15 protein-coding genes are annotated in these 15,663 nt (G+C 59.4%); 3 read left to right on the forward strand and 12 right to left on the reverse strand.

Features of this window, described 5'->3' with window-relative positions; all coding sequences use genetic code 11:
* Window positions 1-149: 149 nt before the first annotated feature.
* Both galE and RIN49_RS22225 read right to left on the reverse strand, forming a co-directional pair.
* The gene (gene galE / locus RIN49_RS22220) at window positions 150-1,163 is read right to left on the reverse strand and encodes a UDP-glucose 4-epimerase GalE (RefSeq protein ID WP_309122345.1); all 1,014 of its coding nucleotides are present in this window, start codon (window positions 1,161-1,163) and stop codon (window positions 150-152) included.
* 18 nt (window positions 1,164-1,181) lie between these two features.
* On the reverse strand, window positions 1,182-1,805 hold the full coding sequence (locus RIN49_RS22225) for a hypothetical protein (protein ID WP_309122346.1): 624 nt from the start codon (window positions 1,803-1,805) through the stop codon (window positions 1,182-1,184).
* A gap of 200 nt (window positions 1,806-2,005) precedes the next feature.
* Between RIN49_RS22225 and RIN49_RS22230 the strand changes: the two genes are divergently transcribed.
* The gene (locus RIN49_RS22230; protein WP_309122425.1) at window positions 2,006-3,667 is read left to right on the forward strand and encodes an S-layer homology domain-containing protein; all 1,662 of its coding nucleotides are present in this window, start codon (window positions 2,006-2,008) and stop codon (window positions 3,665-3,667) included.
* Window positions 3,668-3,689: 22 nt separating this feature from the next.
* Here the strand turns inward: RIN49_RS22230 and RIN49_RS22235 are convergent, their stop codons facing one another.
* Together RIN49_RS22235 and RIN49_RS22240 are read right to left on the reverse strand one after the other, a co-directional pair.
* Window positions 3,690-4,121 carry a VanZ family protein gene (locus RIN49_RS22235; protein ID WP_309122347.1) on the reverse strand — a complete coding sequence of 144 codons (432 nt, stop codon included), beginning with the start codon at window positions 4,119-4,121 and terminating at the stop codon, window positions 3,690-3,692.
* A gap of 14 nt (window positions 4,122-4,135) precedes the next feature.
* Window positions 4,136-4,681, reverse strand: a complete 546-nt coding sequence (locus tag RIN49_RS22240) for an NUDIX hydrolase (RefSeq protein ID WP_309122348.1) — start codon at window positions 4,679-4,681, stop codon at window positions 4,136-4,138.
* A 165-nt stretch (window positions 4,682-4,846) separates the two neighbouring features.
* On the opposite strand from RIN49_RS22240, the gene RIN49_RS22245 reads away from it, so the two are divergent.
* Both RIN49_RS22245 and RIN49_RS22250 read left to right on the forward strand, forming a co-directional pair.
* The gene (locus RIN49_RS22245) at window positions 4,847-5,278 is read left to right on the forward strand and encodes a hypothetical protein (protein ID WP_309122349.1); all 432 of its coding nucleotides are present in this window, start codon (window positions 4,847-4,849) and stop codon (window positions 5,276-5,278) included.
* Between the two features lie 87 nt (window positions 5,279-5,365).
* Window positions 5,366-5,653, forward strand: a complete 288-nt coding sequence (locus tag RIN49_RS22250) for a hypothetical protein (protein WP_309122350.1) — start codon at window positions 5,366-5,368, stop codon at window positions 5,651-5,653.
* Between the two features lie 76 nt (window positions 5,654-5,729).
* Here RIN49_RS22250 and RIN49_RS22255 read toward each other — a convergent pair whose 3' ends face one another.
* The 8 genes from RIN49_RS22255 to RIN49_RS22290 form a co-directional block, all read right to left on the reverse strand.
* Window positions 5,730-5,954 (reverse strand): hypothetical protein, encoded by a 225-nt coding sequence (locus RIN49_RS22255; protein WP_309122351.1) that lies wholly within the window; start codon window positions 5,952-5,954, stop codon window positions 5,730-5,732.
* 75 nt (window positions 5,955-6,029) lie between these two features.
* Complete coding sequence (locus tag RIN49_RS22260) at window positions 6,030-7,046, reverse strand: copper amine oxidase N-terminal domain-containing protein (RefSeq protein WP_309122352.1); 1,017 nt, start codon at window positions 7,044-7,046, stop codon at window positions 6,030-6,032.
* Window positions 7,047-7,106: 60 nt separating this feature from the next.
* On the reverse strand, window positions 7,107-8,282 hold the full coding sequence (locus tag RIN49_RS22265; protein ID WP_309122353.1) for a copper amine oxidase N-terminal domain-containing protein: 1,176 nt from the start codon (window positions 8,280-8,282) through the stop codon (window positions 7,107-7,109).
* A 111-nt stretch (window positions 8,283-8,393) separates the two neighbouring features.
* The gene (locus RIN49_RS22270) at window positions 8,394-9,776 is read right to left on the reverse strand and encodes a glucosidase family protein (RefSeq protein ID WP_309122354.1); all 1,383 of its coding nucleotides are present in this window, start codon (window positions 9,774-9,776) and stop codon (window positions 8,394-8,396) included.
* A complete protein-coding gene (locus RIN49_RS22275) occupies window positions 9,773-11,965 on the reverse strand; it encodes an alpha-amylase family protein (RefSeq protein WP_309122355.1) in 2,193 nt (730 codons plus the stop codon). The genes RIN49_RS22270 and RIN49_RS22275 overlap by 4 nt, the downstream gene beginning before the upstream one ends.
* 21 nt (window positions 11,966-11,986) lie before the next feature.
* On the reverse strand, window positions 11,987-12,883 hold the full coding sequence (locus RIN49_RS22280) for a carbohydrate ABC transporter permease (protein WP_309122356.1): 897 nt from the start codon (window positions 12,881-12,883) through the stop codon (window positions 11,987-11,989).
* 15 nt (window positions 12,884-12,898) lie between these two features.
* Window positions 12,899-13,873: an ABC transporter permease gene (locus tag RIN49_RS22285; RefSeq protein WP_309122357.1), complete on the reverse strand. Its 975-nt coding sequence runs from the start codon at window positions 13,871-13,873 to the stop codon at window positions 12,899-12,901.
* Window positions 13,874-13,957: 84 nt separating this feature from the next.
* Window positions 13,958-15,655, reverse strand: coding sequence for a type 2 periplasmic-binding domain-containing protein (locus RIN49_RS22290; protein ID WP_309122358.1), 1,698 nt, complete (start codon window positions 15,653-15,655; stop codon window positions 13,958-13,960).
* Between the last annotated feature and the right edge of the window lie 8 nt (window positions 15,656-15,663).

Raw genomic sequence — 15,663 nt, forward strand, 5'->3', positions numbered from 1 at the left:
ATTGTATTGGATTTGCTTCTGCCCTTTCTTTGGCGGCATAGAAAAATCCCCTCCGGTCAACAGTGTTTCATCCATGATACCATGGACTCTTTTTTCACTGTCTACCATGAGGGGATAATACCAGGGCGCCGATGCGCCCCGTTTTTTTATTACCCATCGTAGCCATTCGGATTTTGGCTTTGCCAACGCCACGAATCGCGGCACATGTCGTCGATCCCCTTAGCCGTGCGCCAGCCGAGGATTTGTTCCGCCTTCGTCGAGTCTGCGTAACAGGCGGCGACGTCTCCCGGCCGGCGGTCGACGATGCGATACGGCACTTTGACTCCGGAAGCCCTTTCGAAGGCGCTCACCAGTTCAAGGACGCTGTACCCTCGGCCGGTGCCGAGATTGAACGCTTCGACGCCGGACGCCGCCATCACGTAGCGAAGCGCCGCAAGGTGCCCGCGCGCCAAGTCTACGACGTGGATGTAATCCCGCACGCCCGTACCGTCGACAGTCTCGTAATCGTCGCCGTACACCTGCAGCTCCGCGCGTCTCCCAACGGCCACTTGCGTAATATAAGGCATCAAGTTATTCGGGATGCCCTTCGGATCCTCGCCGATCGTCCCGCTCTCATGTGCCCCGATCGGGTTGAAATATCGCAGCAGCGCGATGCTCCATTGCGGATCGGACACATAGATATCGCGCAGCACCTGCTCCAACATCAACTTCGTCTGCCCGTACGGATTCGTCGCGCTGAGAGGCAAATCCTCGGTGATCGGAATCCGCTCCGGTGCGCCGTACACGGTTGCGGAGGAACTGAAGACGAATCGCTTGATGCCGCGTTCGCGCATAATGTCGCACAAAATCAAGGTCCCGGTGATGTTGTTATGATAATACGCGATCGGCATGGCGACCGATTCGCCCACCGATTTCAATCCGGCCAGGTGGATGACTGCTTCGATCGAGTGCGCCTCGAAAACCGCTTCAAGGGCGGATCGATCCAACAAATCGACGCGATAAGCGACTACAGACTTGCCGGCGATCCGCTCGATTCGACTTAATACTTCTTCCCGGCTGTTGGAATAATTGTCGACGACGACGACCTCGTAGCCGGCCGCCAGCAACTCCACGCATACATGGGCGCCGATATATCCGGTTCCTCCCGTTACAAGTATGGCCATGCTTACCTCCCCTTCTGTTTAAGGCTGCGCTTGCTGCTTCTTCGCCAGTTCGATGACGGCCAACCGCTTCAGGGCTTCGAACTCCTCCGGAGAAATCCGTTCGAGCACTTTCTCCTTAATCACCTGTTTCTCCTCCGCCGTTAACCCGCCGCCGGCCATCGAGGCGAAGCCGTTCAATTCCGTCATGGAAAATCGGGTAAGAAGAAACTTCGTCGCTTCTTCCCTCGTGCCTAAAGTCGACTTACTTCCGTCATCGCTCGTCTCTGCGTCAGGGGCCGACGGCGCAGCCGGCGGTGCATCCGATGCCGCCTCGGACACCGCTTCCGCCCCCGCAGCGTCGGCTTCCTCGTTCGACGCCGACGTCACCGGAACGGCCGGAACTTCCTGGAGTTGCTCCTTCACAATTCGCTGGATCTCGGGTTCTTGAAGCAGCTCATTCACTTCCTGCTCCGTCAACAGCTTATCCGACACCTGTTCCATGACGAGAGTAGATACATAATTCATAGCAGGTTTATATGCGATCATACCCGCAACGGCAAGGAAGAACACCGTGGCGATCGTTCTTCTGGCCCATCTCGGGACGGAAAACCGTCGAACGTTCGAATCCATTTTCGTAGACAGAGTTTTCTTTACCTTCGGCATGAACATTCCCCTCCACATTTGCCTTCATTATATATAAATCTCTCTACCCCCACAAACCATTTTCTCCTAGCGAACCTATATGGAAGGAGGTGGATGCCAAGGAAGAACAGGGTATTGAAAACACACATAGAGACGTCGGCCATCCGGCAAAGGAGATGTAATAAAGGGAAAACCAAGGAGGGAACCTGCACTTGAAACGGATGAAGTTCCATTGGACGGCCAAGCTGTCCGGCGCTACGGCATTGCTGCTCGCGGTTTCCATGGCATTGCCGTTGCTCGCGTTCGCGCAATCGTACATTTACAAGGTTTCGTACAACAAGTCGACCGGTACGGTGACCGCCAGCGTCTACACGGACGAGACGGTGACCGGCAACGTGTATTTGGACATCATGGACGAGCACTCCAGCGTCATCGACAGCGTCTACCTGGGCGAGCGAAGCGGTACCTATACGGTGGGCGACAGCGTCTACGATCGTTACGACTTTACGTACACGGTGACGGCCAACGTCTATGATCGCCTGAAGCTCGCGAGCTGGTATAAGGATGCGGAAGACACCGTCACCAGCGACGTGTACGACGTCGAAAGCATCGCGGTAACGCCTCCCCCGGGTAACGGCGGCAGCGGCGGCTGGGGCGGCGGGTACGTCCCGACGTCGCCGCCGACCATAGACGGCGCGATCCTGGCCCAGGCGGACGGGACAGTCGCTGCGGACGAGCTGAAGGAGAAGCTGGCCGAGCAGGACGTCGTTAGGATCGTATTAACGAGCGAGATCGTGCTGCTCCCGGCCTCGGTGCTGGCGGAAGCTCCGAACATGAAGAAAAAGACCCTCATGCTGGAAAAGGACGGCATCACCCTAGAACTCCCGCTGTCCGTTCTAAACTTGGAGCGACTCGCGGAGCAGCTGAACACCAAGCTCGAAGCGCTCGTCATCAAAGCGGAAATCGCGCCGCTCGAGGGCGAAGCGCTCGAAGCCGTCGAGCAAGCCGCGAGCCGCATCGGCGCAGAGCTCCGATCCGACGCCGTCTCGTTCGAATTGACGGCGATCGGCGAGGAAGACCGGACGGCATCGATCCATGACTTCGGCGGCGTCTACGTATCCCGCACGCTGCCGGTCGACGCGACGGCCCATCCGTCGTTGCTTACGGGCGCGACGTTCGACTCGGCGAACGGAACGTTCTCGTTCGCGCCGATGCAGCTCGCGTACGGCGAAGCGAGCGGCGACGTCGAAGCCGCCGTCCTCAAGCGGCCTAGCAACAGCGTCTACGCCGTCATCGAACGTTCGAAGTCGTTCGCGGACATCGGCGACCATTGGGCGCAGGCGGACATCGAGAAGATGGCGGGCAAGCTCATCGTCGAAGGCGTAACGGCACAGGCGTTCGAGCCGGAGCGATCGATTACGCGCGCGGAGTTCGCCGCGCTGCTGGTGAGAGCGTTAGGACTCCCGGCGAAGGAGCAGAGCGCGGCTGACTTTACCGACGTCTCCTCGAGCGACTGGTTCGCGGACGTCGTGGCGACGGCGGCCGAGGCCGAGCTCGTGAACGGCTACCCGGACGGCGCGTTCCGGCCGAACGATACGGTGACGCGCGCGGAGATGGCGGCGATGCTCGTGCGGGCGACCGCCTTCGCGACGGGAACGACGCCGCAGATGACGATCGCCCCGGGACAGATCGAAGCGGCCCTGTCGGGCTTCGCGGATCGGCATCTTCTCGCTTGGGAAAAGACGTACATGGCGATCGTCGTGAAGAGCGGCATCGTGGAAGGGATGGCGGAGACGACGTTGGCGCCGAACGGCCTGGCCACTCGCGCGCAAGCCGCCGTCATGCTGAAGCGATGGCTGACGAGCGTAGGCTTCTCATCGTAAGACAGGAAAAGAGGGCTCTTCCTTAGGGAAGGGCCCTCTTCTTGCCGTTAGCAATCCCCGCGCGTACGGCTTGTACCGCCAGCAAGACGAGCGCCGCGGCTCCGATGCCGGCGCAGTCCACGACCACGTCGAGCGCCCGGCCGCCCCGGGAAAACAACGGCTGCGCGAGCTCCGTCAGCAGCGCCAACGAGACGGCTGCGCCGATGGAAACGGACCACCTTTTCCAATATCCATAGAACAGCGCCTGAAGCACCCCGAAACCGATGAAATGCCCGACCTTCCGGAGGAGCATCTCGCCGAAGAGCGAATACCCGTGGAAGAAGGTCGTCCAATCGGGCGCCGCGGCCCAGACCGGCGGCGATAACCGCGAGGAGTCCGTAAGCTCCGTCAAATCCCAGATACAGGTACATACCACGAGCAGGCATGCCCAACCGAAACACAGCAACCCTCGCATGCCATCCCCCCAGTTTATTTCCCCAACCCCATCGCCCACCACCGCGCGATACAAGCGAGCGCCGCGCCGTGGCGGAGCTCGCCGCTCGCGACCATCTCGCGGAACGTCTCCATCGGAACCTCGACCACGTCGAGCTCCTCTCCCGCTTCGAGCCGCTGCTGACCCTTGCTCAAGCCTTCGGCGACGAACAGGTGGATCCGCTGATCCGTAGAGCCGAAGGAGGGGTAGAACGACCCAAGGGACGTCCATGCAGTCGCCGAGTAGCCGGTCTCCTCCTCGAGCTCCCGCTTCGCCATCTCGAGCGGCTCAACGCCCGCATCCACCCCGCCGGCCGGCAGCTCCCACTGCCAGGAGCGGATCGCATGCCGGTACTGCCGGATGCATGCGACGGCCCGCCCGCCGTCCAGCAGCGGCAGCACGCATACGCCTTCGGGCATGCGGGCGTACTCCATCTCGACGGTGCGGCCTTGGAACGTCTTCACTTCTTCCTGAACGATCTCGAAAAATCGATAACGCGTGCGGCGGCTGCCCAGCACGGTCCAGTTCTCATCGCGAGTCATCGGTACGCTTCCTCCCGCTTATGGAATGAATGTACCTATTGTATCGATTAGACGTCCGAGTTACAAAAATTGTTTCCAAACTGATTCTATCGATTCGTTGATGATTAATATGCCTTATTTTATAATATGCATATCAACATTTTCCATACGGAAAGGAGGGTAATAATGTTAACGTATAACGTGCGAGACGCGTTCCAAGTGTTGAAGGAGCGCGGCATCGCCCGAGACAAACAAGAAGTTCGCAAATGGCTCAACGAAGGCTATATCGAAGCGGAACCGCCGGAAAACCGGAGGCTCGGTTGGAAGATTCAAGCCGATGCGCTTCATCGATTCATCGAACGCTACGAGGTCGGCGAATTCCAAGGGCTGATGCAGCGGCGGAAGGCGATTCCCGCGTTGTCGATCGAAGCGCGCCCGATGTCGGAAGGAGAGCCTAAGGGCTCGGACTCGCAGCTGTTCCGGCTCGAGGAGGAGATGACCACGCTTCGCCAGCAAGTCCGGGCGCTGCGGCGGGAGATGAACGACTTGAAGAAGGTGCTCGGTTTCCCCGTGCTGGCGGCGGTGCAGACGAGCGACGGGAAAGCTGCGGACTCCTAGCCTTAGGAATCATTTTTGACTTTATAGGGTGAAAATGAGTAAACTTATGTAACGGCTACATTTTCTAAGGCAAAGGGGCTATCCGTATTGAGAACAAAGCTTGTTATCGATAACGTCGCGCTGTCGGATCATAACGAGGAGCTCGGCCTGTACCAGTTCATCGTTACGTTCACGGACCGCTCGAAGGCTCGCGTATTTATGCGTCGGGACCCGGAGTGGAAGGTATCCAGCGTGAACCGGCTCTTGAACATTCCGTGCACGATCTGCCGGAAAGATTATTACTGCAAGTGCTTCGAGAAGCACGCGCCGGACATCGAGAACCAGTTGGTGGAAGGCGAGTATATCCCAGAAGCGTTGGCATCGAAAGCGCAATGACATACAGAACATGACGGAAGCCCCTCGGATCGAGCGATCCTTGGGGCTTCTTCTTTCGATTTATAAGGGACGGGAGTTACGATTCGGACGCTTCCGCCTCGGCTTCCTCCGTCGCTTCTTCCGCCGCTTCCTCCGCCGCTTCCTCCTCTGTAATGACGGCCGGTTCCCCGTCCTTCACTTCGATGACGACGACGGGCGACCCGTTATTGCGGTCCATCGTGATTTTGTTCCCTTCCACATCGATCTCGGCCCCAGGATTGCAGAGACCTAACAAGAGTACGATCAGTGCGATCTTACCCACGCGATTCACTCCCTCTTCTATGTCATTCCGCGGTGCGGAGTACATTATATGAGGCGAATGACGAGCGTATACGAATTATTTCTTATACAACTCTGATTCGAACAACCAGCTCGAGCTGCCGTCCGCCCACGTGCCCCAGCTGGAGAGCAGGCGGATCTTTCCGTTCTCTCCCGGAGCGATCGCCCAATCGTAGTCGCCCGACCCTTGTTGGAGCACGATGGCGAGGATGCGCTCCCCGTTGATTTCCGCCGGGAACGAGAGTCTCCATTCCCCTTCCGCATCGCCCCAGAGCGCATGCTTCATGACGAACGTTCCGTCGGCGTTGACGGTGACGGTGCCTTGCTCCGCTCCCGCATCGTATACATGAGTCGCATAGTTGCCCGTATCCGTATAGTACAAGTTCGTCGCGCCGCCCGGCGTCCAGAGATGCCAGGTGCCGTACAGCTGTTCGAAGTCGGTGATGGGTTCTTGGATATCGGCCGCAGGAGCAGTCGGCTCATTCGCTGCGGTCCCGCCTGCCGGCGGATTCCCGATTTCGATCGTATTCGTTGACGCCGTATGCGTAACCGACAGGTCCAGATTTTCCGCGATGAACCGCAGCGGGACGAGCGTCCGGCCCCCGGAGATGACGGGAGGGGCATCCATCGGTACCGTCCGGCCGTTCACCAAGGCGGAGGACTGATTCAGCTTCAAGACGACGTTGTTGTTCCCAAGCGACAGAGTAATCTGCTCCTTCGCCGCATCCCAGTCGACGGTAGCGCGAAGAGCCTCCCCTAGAAAACGAAACGGCACCATCGTCCGCCCATTCACGGCGGTCGGAGGGGCGTCGAGCGTCATCGTTTCGTTCTGGATGACGGCTTGCTTGCTGTCGAGCTTGAGACGAATGTAGATCGAGTCGTCGGACGCCTTCGGCCCGGCGGCGGGCGTAGACGTTGCCTCTTTCGCGGGCGCAGGCGCCTTCTCCTCCGGCTCCACGCTCCACTGCTCCGTATACGTCGGCGACGACCATTGCTCGGTATACGTCGGCGACGTCCATACTTCCGTTGCGCCGGCCGTTGCGGAACTACCCAATGCGAGCGCAGGTATCGCCAAGAAAACCTTCCTCCAATGATCCTTCCTCATCATACCGCTTCCCTCTCCCTCTCCGGAAAATTACTCGTCGACTTGGATGCCGAGCGAGTACTCGAACCAAATCTTTGTCTCGCCCGTATAGCCATAGTGGTACCTGACGCTGACGAGACCGTCCTGCTTCGGGATCAACGCCCAATCGACGCCGGTGGGTCCGTTCTCCAGGATCAACGCATGATCCTGACCGATCACTTCGTCTTTCGCCGCCCGTCGCCACGTCCCCGTTACGACGCCGTTCCCGGCGCTGGCGATCCCGTAGACGCCGTCCTCGCTCACGATCAGCTTCCCCATCTCGATCCCCTTGTCGCGCCCTTCCGCTCGAAGCTCCCATGTACCGAAATAATCGAAGCCGTTGTCTTCGGGCACCGGCTTCGGCTGCTCCGGTTCGGGCGAAGGCTCAGGCACCGGAGTCGTCGGGTCGACGATCGCGATCTTCTCGGTCGCGCCGTCGTATTCCACCCGATAACCGAAAAATTCGCCGACGAATCGCAGCGGCACCAACGTCGCCCCGTTCAGCACCATCGGCGGGAAATCCAATGCGGTCGTCTTGCCGTCCAAGATCGCCTCCGTCCGGTTGACCCAAAGCTGCGCCTTCTTCCCTTGCAGCTCAAGGGTGACCTTCTGCTCCGCCTCCGACCAAGTGACGTCGGCTTGCAGCGCCTCCCCGATGAAGCGCAGCGGAATCATCGCTCGCCCGTTGATCGTGAACGGAGGGACGCTCATCGCCGTCTCCTTGCCTCGAACGAAGGCCGTCGAGCTGCCGATTTGCATCGTGATCGTGTTCGAGACGTCCGATGGCACCGGTTGCGATGGCCCCGCAGGGCCCGGCTTCTCTTCGGGCTCCGCAGGCCGCTGAGGCTCCGGCTCCGGTGTCGGCTTCGGCTCAGGCGCCGGCTTCGGCCCCGGGTCCGGCGCCGTCGGCGAAGGCTCGCGCGGCCCGCTCCCGGCGGGCGGCTCCGACCACAGGTCGTCGGACCAGAGCCCCGATCCCGGCGAGCCGCCGCCGGACGCGTCGTCCGCCCCCCACCACCAATCCCAATCCGAGGAAGAGCCGCTGCCCGGCGTCTCCCCTTGCCCCGGCGATTCGCTCCACAGCTCCGTCGACCATTGCTCCGCGGCATACGCGCCCGGCGATACCGACAATGTTCCCGCCAGCATCGCCGCGACGATCGAGAGCCCCTTATGAACACGAACACCCATGCGATCCAACAACCCCTTCCCGCGGTTTCGATCCTCCCTTCATTGAACCAGAAGCGCCTTACAAAAAACTTACAGAGCAATACCCTGGAATCGGATATTGCTCTGACGTCCTTACGTTTTCACTTGTACGATTCGCTCCCGTCCCGGCTCGACGACAACGATCGCCGAAGATGCCGGCTTTCCGTCGAGACCTATCGCGACATCGGCATGAACCTCGATCCCGTCCACCGCTAGCGACGTATGCACGCCCGGGAAAGCGGCGCGCCACTGAATGGCGCCGCCGGTCGCATGTTCGAACTCCGTCCGGCCGTTGCCCGCATGACGCACATGCGCTTCCCCGTCGAAGAGCGGAATCGACTTCAGCGCGACCGACGGCGTACGATCGGTCAGCCGGGGGAACGTCTCCACGGTCCGCGTCGCGGCGTCGGGGCGGATCCCCATCATCCCTTCGGCGAGACAGCCGATCCAGGCGAAGGAAACCTCCGGGTAATTTCTGCGCGCCATCGACGGATCGGAGAGGCGCATCAAGAAGGAATAGGCATCCGCGTTCCGTCCGTACCGGTATAACACTTCGGGAGCGTAAGACATCATCTCGATCAGGACGACCTTCTCGTAGACGTAACTCCAATACGTAATATCGTCGAGCAGCCGCCGGGTCGCTTCCTCGTCGGAGAGGATGCCGAAATACGCGGCCAACACATTATTCCAATCGTCCAGCATACTGCGATCCTGGAACATCATGACGTAATACTTCCCGCTCCCGGGGGCGATCCACTCGCGATGGAACGAATCCCGCAGCTCCGACGCCTTCCCGGCGTAGGCGGCGGACGCCTCCGCTTCGCCCTTCCAGGCGAGGATGTCGGAATACGCGCGATAAGCCGCGTACTGGGCGGAAATCAAATCCGCCGCCATTAGAATATCGCTGTCTCCGAGGTTTTCCTCTATGTACGAAGCGATCCCGCGTCTGCCGTCCGAAGGGCGATGCTCCAGCATGCCGTCGCCGTCCCGGTCCCACGACTTCACATAAGACGTCACCGTATGCTCGTAGAAGGAAGCGAAGTCCGCGTCCGACAAATAGGCGGAATCGCCGGTCCATCGATACATCCGGCTGCAGCAATCCAACACATCGAAGTTCGCGGGGAGGTTATACCAGAAGTCACTGTCGTCCGTATAATCCACCGGAGCCGGCCGGTCCCATCGGTCGATCTCCCAGTAGCTGCACCAATCCCGCTCCGGCGCGATATGCATCGCGAATTTGCGCAGCATGTTTTTCGTATGCGCCCCCAGACCGAGCAAGTGCGCGCCCGCGGCGTGATGCGCCGCGTCCCGCATGCAGAACGCCTCTCGCCCGGGTAGCGCAGCTTCATACCAAGGGCCGACCGGATCGCCGCCGTCAGATACGTACGAGAGAGCTTGCCGCTTCGCCCACGCGAAGCCGTCCGACAATCGCCGATCCTCCGTCTCCAGTCGAAGCCGGCTGTTCCTGCCGCTCATCGGCCCTCCTCCTCCCCAATCGACGTACGACCCGACGAACCTTCAAAGCGTAACGTAACGTCGGCCACCCCTTCGGCGAAGCCGACGCATACCTTGACCGCCTCTCCATCCTGACTCCATTCGCCCGCCCCGACCGTCACGTCTACATCTGCAGCCTTGTAGCCGGCCGGCGCATAAAACCAATAGGTTTCCGTCGTCCCGGGAATGCCGGACAGCTTCAAGCGCAAGGCATCGTCGTTCCAACGAACCCGCTCCACGCTGACGGCGTCCATGCTGACGTGCCGCGAGGAGGCGAGCAATACGGGCGTCGGACCGACCGGAACGACGGCGAGCAGCTGGCAATGGCCGGTCTCGAGCGCCCGGCACGGCAGCTCGCCTCGGAATCGGCCCACAACCTGCTGACGCCAATAGTCGAACACGGCGTATTCGAGCGTCGGATCGAGCCCGAGGCTCGCGATATCGAGCGTCGACGCCGGAAGGGGCTCCGTCGCGAACCGGCCGGCGACGCACCACGTTCGATCCGCCGTCTGCAGATGAATCGCCCACAGCGTCGTCGGCGGATGTCCTCGGTCCGCGCCTTCCCGCGGCGCGTCCGCCCCGCCGGCCGCCCGCTCGTCGGCCTTGTGCAGGTCGATCGCATAGCCTTGCACATGCGTCCATGCATACCCCGGATAGCTGATATCGAGCGGCCCGGTTTCCCCCGCGACCGTAGCGAGCGGCGGCAGGTTGCGGCGGATCAGCTCGATCCGTTCGTCGTCGTAGTTTTCCGGTTTGTCGCTGATCATGAGCAGCCCCCCGGTCAACGACACGAGCGAGATGACCGATCGGGCCCACTCGAGCGGCGCGCGAACGCAAACATGATCCGGATCGTTCAGGAATAAGATGCGCTGCGTATGGAACCAGCGCGCGGACTCCACGAGCTGCATCCGAATCGCCGGCCAGCTCGGGTTCGAATCGGTCGCGATGCGGCACGCGTCGGCGATGCCGACCGCTTCGCTCAGGACGCCCCAGCAGGAGAGCAAATACGCGTCTTCGCCGATGTGCTCGCGCGCGCAGGCCAAGAACGCCCGGAACTTCGCTTCCGCTTCGTCGTTCGTTATCAAGCCGAGCTTTACCGCTTCGTGCAACCCGTCGTAGATCAGATGCCGGATCGCGTCGGTTTTGAAATAGGTGTACCCGGCGTCTTTATAACCCTTGTAGTAGGGAGCTACATGCTTCGCCAACGTCTCGGGGGTGCAGTCGAGTACATAGTGGATCCACTTGCCCCGAATCGGTTGTCCCGCTTCGTCCTTGATACAAGCATCGCTAGCCGCGGCGAATGCCGGATTCGTGACGACGGCGTTCGTCCAGATCCCGGGCTCCATGCCCTCCTCCCGGATGCCCGCCACGATCCCGGCATGACCGGAAGGAAACTTCTCGTTCGTCGCAAGCCAGGCATCGGCTACGATCCCGTCCGGCGCCGGCGGCACCAGAGGCAGCTGGAAGCCGTCGTCCAGCTGAACGTACTCCAGACCGTAGGACTTGAAGTGCTCCTTGACGAAGCGAGCCGCTTCGACCACATGCTCCTCCCGGATGTCGCTCCGGTACGCTTCCCAGGAGCACCAGCCGGCGACCGGCTTGACGTTCGGGCGCCGCTCCCAAGGCTTGTGATGGGGAAAATTTAAGTGCTTGCGGTAATAATGCATCCTCAGATTCACGATCCAAGGCGTCGTGCCGACCTCCACGTCGATCGCGACCCTCGAACGTCCGCCTTCCGTTCGTTCGATACGGTCATGCGCCCAACGCCATTCGGCCCCGTGCCAATCGATGAGCAAATCTTGCATCACGTCATACAATCCGTTGACGCCGTACAGCGTCGGACGTCCGACTTGGCCGAGAATCGCTTCCCCCGAGCCGGCTCTTCGGGGGCGCATGTTGATCGCATCCTCGCTGAGCTCGAACGTCGCGCGTACCGTCTGCTTCGATTCGAAAGCCAGGTACAGCTGCTGGACGAACGGGTGGCTGACCATGTTCCCGTCGGAGACGCGGCGGTAATACGCCTTCACGCCGTCGGGCAGAGCCATCGTCAGCAACGCGCCGCCGTTGTAATGGTATTGCAGGACATGGTTCTCGGCGTCGAAGGAATGATTCGCCTGTCCGTAGGGCGGTTCCTTGGACATCCTCGAATTCGTTCGAGTGAAGTCGTTCACGATCGTAGCCTCCTCGTCAAATTAACCTTTCACCGCGCCGAGCGTAATGCCGCCGACGAAATATTTCTGGAAGAACGGGTACACGAACACGATCGGCAGCGTGACGACCATCGTCGTCGCGGCGCGAAGCGTAACCGTGGAGATATTTCTGTACTTGTTATAGGCCAGCTGCGCATTCTCGACCTGCTGCAGCGCTTCCACCTCGAGGAGCAGCCTGCGCAAATAGACTTGCAGCGTATCCCATGTGCCGTTCGAGTTATAGAGAATGACGTCGAACCATGCGTTCCAATGCCCGACCGAGCTGAAGACGGCGATGGAGGCGAAGACGGGAAGGGAGATCGGGAAAATAATGCGAAAATAGATGAGCAGCTCCCCCGCCCCGTCCATCCTCGCGGACTCGGATAACGATTCCGGCAGGTTCTGCATGTAGGACGCCATGATCAACATGTAATAGGCGTTCAACAAGCCCGGCATCCAATAGACATGGAAGCTGTTCATCAATCCGAGCTTCAGAATCAGCATATAAGTAGGAATCAGCCCGCCGCTGAAATACATGGTGAACAGAAGCAAGATGCGAATGGGACGGCTGCCCGAGAAATTGCGGATCGTGACCATATACGCCAGCAATCCGGTCATGAAGACGCAGGTGACCGTGCCGACCGCGACCCGAAGGAGGGACACCCCGAACCCCTTCCATAAGTTCTCGTTCTGGAACAGCATCATATAAGAATCGAACGATAACTTGCGCGGGAAAAAGTAGATGCCTCCCCTGGCCGCATCGGCTCCGTCGTTCAAAGACAGGGCGAGCAAATTGACGAACGGGTATAGCATGAGGAAGGATAAGAGCAGCATGAACAGGATGTTGCATACGTCGAATAGTTTGCTGCCGACACTTTCCCTTACGTAAGAAGCGTACATATCAAGCCTGCCTCCTTAGAAAATGGATGTATCGAGCAGCTTCTTGGAAAGCTTATTCGCGCCGAAGACGAGGGCGACCCCGATGACCGCCTTCATCAAGCCGACGGCGGCGCCGTATGAATAGTTGCCCAATTGAATCCCGTATTTGTACGCGTACGTGTCGATAACCTCGTAGTACTCGCGCGTCTGGGCGTTGCCGAGGAGCAATTGCTGCTCGAAGCCGGCGTTGAGAATGCTCCCGATGCCGAGAATCCATAGCAGGACGATGGTCGTCCGAATGCCCGGCAGCGTAATATGCCACATCGCGCCGAACCGACCCAAGCCGTCCACCTTGCCGGCCTCGTACACCTCCGAATCGACCCCGGCCATGGCCGATAAGTAGATGATGGTCGACCAACCGACATCCTTCCATAAGTTCGCCGACGTCAGGATGCCCCAGAAGTATTTGCCTTCGCCGAGGAAGGAGATCGGCTTGTCGATGAAACCGAGCCGCAGCAAGAGATCGTTCACGATCCCTTCGTTCCCGATCAAGGTATACAAGATGCTGGCCACGACGACCCACGAGATGAAGTGGGGCAAATACGAGATGGTCTGCACGGTCTGCTTGAATTTCCGATGCCGAAGCTCGTTCAGCAGCAAGGCAAGGAGGATCGGAGCCGGAAAACAAATCAAAATATTCAACCCGCTGATGGCCAGCGTATTCCGCAGCACGTTCCCGAAATCCGGGGCGTTGACGAACGCCATGAAGTGCTTAAAGCCGACCCAGTCGCTGGCAAGGATCGTCTTCCCGGGGATATAGTCGACGAACGCCATCAATACGCCATACATCGGGACATAAGAAAAGGTGACGACCCATGCGACGAGCGGAAGGCATATGAACCATAATTTTCTCTCTCGATACAATCTTCTTTTCCAGTGAGTCCATGTCTGAGTCCATGTCGAACCGTTCGCCGAAGGAAGCGAGACCGGCTCGGGCATCGAAGGTTTCATCGGATTCGGATCCTCCCCGTCTCTATTGGTCTTCCGATCGATATCGAAGGAGAGGAGGAAGGCAAGCGCCTTCCTCCTCCGACGTTATTGCCATTCCGCCAATCTTCTTTGGTATTCCTTCGTCCGATAGGCTTCGATCTGCTGCAATCCCGCGGCGTTCAGCTTCTCTCTCATTTCGTAGAAGAACTGCTCCGATTCCTCGGCCGTACCGGCCGTAACCGCCTTCGCCCACAACGTCTCCAGCTGCTCCAACACTTGCGTATTCGTGACCGCCAGCGGGTCGTTGCCGGGAATGTTGATGATGCCGAACGTGTTGTCGTAGATCGTATCCTTCATATTTTCGTTCATGATTTTCTTCCACTTGGCTTCGTCGTTGAAGTTTTGGTCGAACCAATACGTGCTCTTGCCGTCGTCCTTCATCGTCCCGATGCCTTCGACGAGGGTCATGACCCCTTGCCCTACGAGGTCGCTGTTCGTGAAGTCGTACGTCCCGTCGACGATCGCCTGCTTCATCTCCTCGACCCATCCGATCTTGCCGTTCTCATAGGTCCATACCGATTGCTCCGCGTTCGGCACGCCCCATCCGATAATTCTCGTGCCGATATCGGTGATCGAGAAGTTAAACCACTTCATGATCGCCTCCGGATGTTCGGCCTTGTCCGTAATAATCGTCCGATACGTGCCGCGAGCGTCCAAGCCGGTCATGTACGCCTTCTCCGCCGTATCCGCCTTCACCGCTACGTTCAGGAAGCGCTTGTCGTCCGTCCAATTCGGGTCGGTCTTCTGCCACACCTCGTGACCGACGTTCCACGTAATCCACCAGGAGCCGATATAACCCATCACGCGCTCCGCGGAAAACTTCGCTTTCATATCGTCGAACGTGTTGATGAAGCTGTCGGGATCGAGAAGTCCGTCCCGATAAAACTGATTCATGTACAGGGTTAGCGCGAGTCCCTCGTCCGTGTTGGCCCAATGCGTATTCGTTCCGTCATCGGCGATTTTATACCCGCCTTTGAGGCCCCACATCCCCGCCAAAGTCGGAACGACCCTGCTGTACATCGGCGCATACCCGGACAACGCGTATGTCGGCTCGCCGTTGCTATTCGTCGGATGCGCGGCTTGCATTTGCTTTAAGACCTCGTAAAATTTCTCGGGCGTATCGATGCTCGGCTGTCCCATCTCCGTCCAGTAGTCGTTCCGAATATGCGCGGAAGCGCCCGGGATCGGAAGTAACCCCCAATAGCTGGGCAGCATGTACAGCTTGCCGTCCGCGCGGAAGAACGACTTATAAATATCTCCTAGTTGGGACTTCACGTTCGGTGCGTGTTCGTCGATATATTGGCTGAGCTCGACGGCTTTGCCCTGCGCGATCCACTTCGCCGCCTGCTCTTCGTTCAAGCCAGTAATGACCTCGGGATAGTCGCCGGACGCCAACATCAGATTCAGCTTCTCGTTCATGTCGACGTCGTACACGATTTTATTGAGCTTCACGTTAAACTTCTCCAGCAGGAACTCCTGAATCATCTTGCTGTTCTCCGCGACCTTGTCCGGGTTGTCTTGTCCCGCATAGAAGTTAATTTCCAACGTTTCGGCCGGAACCTTCCATCCGAATTCGTTGACCGTTTCCTCCTTCGCCGCGGCCCCCGTCTTCGCCGGTTCCGAACCGGCAGGTTCCGACGCCGCGCCGCCGCCTTCGTTGCCGTTCCCGCCGCCGCCCATACATCCCGCCAAAGTCGTAACTAACAGCGCGCCGACGATCCCCCACGTCCCCGTCTTTCTCATCTGGCACC

Origin of the sequence: Paenibacillus sp. (genome assembly GCF_031177825.1) — a bacterium.
GTDB lineage: Bacteria > Bacillota > Bacilli > Paenibacillales > YIM-B00363 > Paenibacillus_AE.

What these genes read in the sequence shown, in the direction of transcription:
- RIN49_RS22245 (WP_309122349.1), top strand. Translation starts at nt 4,847, where the DNA reads ATGTTAACGTATAACGTGCGAGACGCGTTCCAAGTGTTGAAGGAGCGC.
- galE (WP_309122345.1), bottom strand. Translation starts at nt 1,163, where the DNA reads ATGGCCATACTTGTAACGGGAGGAACCGGATATATCGGCGCCCATGTA.
- RIN49_RS22230 (WP_309122425.1), top strand. Translation starts at nt 2,006, where the DNA reads ATGAAGTTCCATTGGACGGCCAAGCTGTCCGGCGCTACGGCATTGCTG.
- RIN49_RS22235 (WP_309122347.1), bottom strand. Translation starts at nt 4,121, where the DNA reads ATGCGAGGGTTGCTGTGTTTCGGTTGGGCATGCCTGCTCGTGGTATGT.
- RIN49_RS22265 (WP_309122353.1), bottom strand. Translation starts at nt 8,282, where the DNA reads ATGGGTGTTCGTGTTCATAAGGGGCTCTCGATCGTCGCGGCGATGCTG.
- RIN49_RS22240 (WP_309122348.1), bottom strand. Translation starts at nt 4,681, where the DNA reads ATGACTCGCGATGAGAACTGGACCGTGCTGGGCAGCCGCCGCACGCGT.
- RIN49_RS22225 (WP_309122346.1), bottom strand. Translation starts at nt 1,805, where the DNA reads ATGCCGAAGGTAAAGAAAACTCTGTCTACGAAAATGGATTCGAACGTT.
- RIN49_RS22285 (WP_309122357.1), bottom strand. Translation starts at nt 13,873, where the DNA reads ATGAAACCTTCGATGCCCGAGCCGGTCTCGCTTCCTTCGGCGAACGGT.
- RIN49_RS22270 (WP_309122354.1), bottom strand. Translation starts at nt 9,776, where the DNA reads ATGAGCGGCAGGAACAGCCGGCTTCGACTGGAGACGGAGGATCGGCGA.
- RIN49_RS22280 (WP_309122356.1), bottom strand. Translation starts at nt 12,883, where the DNA reads ATGTACGCTTCTTACGTAAGGGAAAGTGTCGGCAGCAAACTATTCGAC.
- RIN49_RS22290 (WP_309122358.1), bottom strand. Translation starts at nt 15,655, where the DNA reads ATGAGAAAGACGGGGACGTGGGGGATCGTCGGCGCGCTGTTAGTTACG.